Consider the following 2582-nt stretch of genomic DNA (forward strand, 5'->3'; position numbering starts at 1 on the left):
CGCCAGAAGCCGCCGCCGCGCTGATCCGCGCCGGTGCCGACGCCGGCCTGCCCGACGCCCAGGCCTATTATGGCCAGTTGCTGCTTGACGGTCAGGGCGTCGCCGCCGACCCGGCCGAAGCCTTCCGCCAGTTCGGCCTCGCCGCCGCGTCGGGCCACGTGATGGCGATCAACATGGTCGGCCGCTGCCATGAAAAGGGCTGGGGCACGCCGGTCGATCCGGTCACCTCCCCCGGCTGCTGGCCGACGCCGGCGACATCGCCGCCGCCGCCCACTGGATGCAGACCGCCGCGACCAGCGCCACCCCCGCCTTCCGCACCATGATGCGCGACCATCTTACCGCCTCGCCCCACGCCGCCCTGCGCGCGCTCGCCGCCAGCCTCTGACGTCGCCCACGAAAAGGGGCGCGGAAATCCGCGCCCCTTTCGTCCGGCCTCACGCCCGGATCATCTGTTCCGCCGCAGCACCTCATCGCAGCGGGAATTGGTGCCCGATCCCTTGCCGATGATCCGGCCCGCCGCCGCGCCGCCGGCGCCGGCCAGCACCGTCTCGCCCACGCCGCCGCCGGCGATGATGCTCGCGCCCGCGCCCACGCCCGCGCCGATCGCAGTGCCCTTGTCGCGGCCCTTCTTGCCCTGGAGCAGGCAATAGCGCACATCGTCGCGATCGCGCGGATTGGCCCGCGCCACCCGCGCCCGGTCCTTGCTGTTCAGGCTCGCCGCCAGCACCGGGGTTGCCACCATCGTAACAGCGGCCACCGCCGCGATCATCCTGACCATCTTCATGTCCGTCACTCCTGATCGGTGCGAAACGAAGCAGGAGAGCGCCTTGTTCCGGCGCCCATCCTCCTTGTCCACAGCCCCATATAAGGGCCGTCACGGACCGCCGCCTATTGCGGTTAATCCCTATCCGGGCGCCATCAATCGATGCGCGAGATGAAGTCGGCGGCCGGGCGGCGCACCTTCTTCAGATTGACCAGCCAGTCGCCCTCGTCCGCGCGATAGCCCAGCGGCATCATCACCACCGAACGCAGCCCGCGCGCCCGCAGATCCAGTATCTCGTCCAGCGCGGCCGGGTCGAAGCCCTCCATCGGCGTCGCGTCCACCTCTTCAAAGGCGGCGGCGGTCAGTGCGATGCCAAGGCCGACATAGGCCTGGCGCGCGGCATGTTCGAAATTGGTCTGCGCGTCGCGCTGCGGATAGGTGTTGAGCAGCATCTGGCGATAGGCTTCCCAGCCCTCGTTGCGGAAACCGCGCTCGTCATTGACCAGGTCGAACATGCCGTTGATCCGGTCGGCGGTATAATTGTCCCAGGCGGCAAAGACGACCAGATGCGACGCGTCGGTCACCTGCGCCTGGTCCCAGGCGATCGCCCGGATCTTCGCCCGCAATTCCTTGTTGGTGACGACGATCACCTCGAACTGCTGCAACCCGCTCGACGTCGGCGCCAGCCGCACCGCCTCCAGGATGCGCTCCACCTTGTCCTCGGCCACCAGCTTGTCCGGGTTCATCTTCTTGGTGGCATAACGCCAGTTCAGACGGTCGATCAGCATGAAAAATCCTTATCTTGCAACGGCGCCAGCCTAAGCCCGGCCCATGACGCTCCGATGTAGCGCCCGCGCGCATGGAAATAAAGGTCTCATATTGAAACCAAATATTGTGCCACCCATCCTTGGCCTATTCCTCCCCGGCACGGCAAGGATGGCCTGAAAGCGACCATCTCCCGTCATTGCGAGCTTTGACGGCTAACCACCAATTGCGGCGGTAAAATCCTCCCCTGCAAGGTTCGGCAGAGGCACGTGCCTCTGCCGAAGGGACCACGAAGTGGTGGAGGGGTGTCGCCCTATCGAGAGGGAGACACCCCTCCGTCTGGCCTATGGCCAGCCACCTCCCCTTACAGGGGAGGAGGGCCTAGAACGACCAATACAAGACGGAGCTTATACTTTCGCGCGTCCCTCAAACCTGCCATCATTTGATGCTCAGGATCTGAGTTGCGAGATGTTTATGGAAGCCGCCACCCTTGTAGAATTATTGCGTCACGTTGTGACAGATGATGCCGCAAGGGATGCCATTGCACAGGCTGAAAAACCATCAGGCCGAAACCAATCCGATGACCAGAAAAAGCGTGCAGCCTGGATAAGTGCGCTTTCGGCTGGGGAGCGTGCCCACCTAGAATATGTTGCAAGTCATGCCGTTCACGCCACCGCATTTGGGTTGCTTTGCGTTTTGGACGGGGCACGGAAAATTGAGGATGGCATTGATCATGGCCATCTTGAACTGCGATATGTGAAGGGCCAATCAAGTACCCTACTTGCTTCGAGCGCGGACCATATGCCAGTGCCCCCGCTGCACGAATTGTTATAGATCGTCCGTCTCAATATGGCGGCTTATTACTCATGAGCCCTCAAAAGCCGCCATTCCACTTCCCACCCACTTCGTCATCCCAGCGAAGGCTGGGATCTCACTTCCTTCTGGGTTCTGAGAAGAACAGAGAGATGCCAGCCTTCGCTGGCATGACGGGATAAGGACCTGTCCGCAACCCACCCTTTCCTTCTCCGCGTCTCCGCGTTTCCACGCGAAAATC

4 protein-coding genes are annotated in these 2582 nt (G+C 63.2%); 2 read left to right on the forward strand and 2 right to left on the reverse strand.

What is annotated here, in order from left to right; all coding sequences use genetic code 11:
• The coding region (locus CG471_RS29570) for a tetratricopeptide repeat protein (protein WP_373562083.1) at window positions 1-323 on the forward strand (323 nt) is incomplete at its 5' end.
• A 122-nt stretch (window positions 324-445) separates the two neighbouring features.
• Here CG471_RS29570 and CG471_RS29575 read toward each other — a convergent pair.
• Together CG471_RS29575 and CG471_RS29580 are read right to left on the reverse strand one after the other, a co-directional pair.
• Complete coding sequence (locus CG471_RS29575) at window positions 446-784, reverse strand: hypothetical protein (RefSeq protein WP_099234636.1); 339 nt, start codon at window positions 782-784, stop codon at window positions 446-448.
• Window positions 785-918: 134 nt separating this feature from the next.
• Window positions 919-1551 carry an NAD(P)H-dependent oxidoreductase gene (locus tag CG471_RS29580; protein ID WP_048939574.1) on the reverse strand — a complete coding sequence of 211 codons (633 nt, stop codon included), beginning with the start codon at window positions 1549-1551 and terminating at the stop codon, window positions 919-921.
• 445 nt (window positions 1552-1996) lie between these two features.
• On the opposite strand from CG471_RS29580, the gene CG471_RS30450 reads away from it, so the two are divergent.
• Window positions 1997-2362, forward strand: coding sequence for a hypothetical protein (locus tag CG471_RS30450; RefSeq protein WP_143560323.1), 366 nt, complete (start codon window positions 1997-1999; stop codon window positions 2360-2362).
• The last annotated feature ends 220 nt before the right edge of the window (window positions 2363-2582 follow it).

Origin of the sequence: Sphingobium sp. IP1, from assembly GCF_002708645.1 — a bacterium.
GTDB lineage: Bacteria > Pseudomonadota > Alphaproteobacteria > Sphingomonadales > Sphingomonadaceae > Sphingobium > Sphingobium yanoikuyae.

What these genes read in the sequence shown, in the direction of transcription:
- CG471_RS29575 (WP_099234636.1), bottom strand. Translation starts at nt 784, where the DNA reads ATGAAGATGGTCAGGATGATCGCGGCGGTGGCCGCTGTTACGATGGTG.
- CG471_RS29580 (WP_048939574.1), bottom strand. Translation starts at nt 1,551, where the DNA reads ATGCTGATCGACCGTCTGAACTGGCGTTATGCCACCAAGAAGATGAAC.
- CG471_RS30450 (WP_143560323.1), top strand. Translation starts at nt 1,997, where the DNA reads ATGTTTATGGAAGCCGCCACCCTTGTAGAATTATTGCGTCACGTTGTG.